Here is a 1,368-nt window from a genome sequence, read left to right on the forward strand (position 1 = left end):
CGAGATTGACGGTGAAAAAAGCAGGTCAGTAACGATCAACGGTGGGCGGCGCCGGGATGGGGTAGCCCGAAGCGCCAACGGTGTTGTTGAAGGCTTCTTCCCATGCGCCGGTGGAGATCATCTTCTCGATGGCGTCGTTGATCTTGCCGCGGGTCTCGGAATCGTCCTTGGCCAGGCCGACGCCGTAGTTTTCCGTTGTGAACGGTTCTCCGACGACCTTCAACTGGCCGGGGTACTGTGCGGCAAAACCAGCGAGGATGATGTCATCGGTGGTGACTGCGTCGACAGCGCCGTTGCGCAGTGCTTCGACACAAGCAGAGTAGGTGTCGAACTCCTGAAGTTGGACGTCAGGTACGGAGTCCTTGACCTTCTGAGCCGGAGTGGAGCCAGTCACCGAGCAGAGCTTCTTGCCGCCGCTGAGAGAATCGCGACCGGTGATGTCGGTGTTGTCGGAGCGAACGAGCAACGATTGGCCGGCGATGAAGTACGGACCGGCAAAGCCGACCTTTTCCTTGCGTGCGTCGGTGATCGAGTAGGTGGCCACAATGTAGTCGACCTCGCCGTTCTGGATCAGGGTCTCGCGTTGGGCTGACGGTGATTCCTTGAAGGTGATTCCTTCGGGCTTCACGCCGAGTTCGTTCGCGATGTACCGGGCTACCTCGACGTCGAAGCCGGAGAACGTCCCGTCCGGATTGCGCTGACCGAGGCCGGGCTGATCGAACTTGATACCGACGGTGAGCGTTCCGTCGGCAGCACTCTGCGATGCGCTCTTTTCTTCTCCTCCACCACAAGCCGTGGCAGCGAACGCGATAGCCATGATTCCGATTCCGAAACGGACGGAGCGATTGATCTTCATGAAGATCCTCTCAGTTGTCGACATGCAAACGGTGCAGTCGAGATGAACGGTGCAGCCGAGGTGAACGGTGCAGTCGAGCAAGTTGTCTTGTGGACGAGGACAGGACTGTCGGAGGGGACTGTGATCAGTGAGTGAGGATCTTGCCGAGGAAGTCCTTGGCCCGATCCGACTTGGGATGGGTGAAGAACTCTTCGGGCGTGGTGTCTTCGACGACCTGGCCGTCAGCCATGAACAGCACACGATCGCCGGCTTTGCGGGCGAATCCCATCTCGTGCGTGACCACGAGCATGGTCATGCCTTCCTTGGCGAGGGAAGTCATGACGTCGAGGACCTCGTTGACCATCTCGGGGTCGAGAGCGGAGGTGGGCTCGTCGAACAACATCACCTTCGGCTGCATCGCAAGAGCGCGAGCGATGGCGACACGCTGTTGCTGACCGCCGGAAAGCTGCGCCGGGTACTTGTCGGCCTGATTGGCGATACCGACGCGCTCGAGCAATGCCTGCGCCGTCTTC

The 1,368-nt window shown here is 59.9% G+C and carries 1 protein-coding gene and 1 pseudogene; both read right to left on the reverse strand.

Going from position 1 to position 1,368, the window contains the following annotated elements; all coding sequences use genetic code 11:
- Window positions 1–25: 25 nt before the first annotated feature.
- Complete coding sequence (locus tag A2J01_RS12255) at window positions 26–856, reverse strand: glutamate ABC transporter substrate-binding protein (protein WP_003942146.1); 831 nt, start codon at window positions 854–856, stop codon at window positions 26–28.
- Window positions 857–980: 124 nt separating this feature from the next.
- Window positions 981–1,368 (reverse strand): annotated as a pseudogene (gluA, locus tag A2J01_RS12260) (glutamate ABC transporter ATP-binding protein GluA); the annotation flags it as partial.

This window comes from Rhodococcus sp. EPR-134 (genome assembly GCF_001647205.1).
Lineage (GTDB): Bacteria > Actinomycetota > Actinomycetes > Mycobacteriales > Mycobacteriaceae > Rhodococcus_F > Rhodococcus_F qingshengii.

Bases quoted from the DNA above. Each gene is read 5' to 3' on its own strand.
- A2J01_RS12255 (WP_003942146.1), bottom strand. From the start codon at position 856: ATGAAGATCAATCGCTCCGTCCGTTTCGGAATCGGAATCATGGCTATC.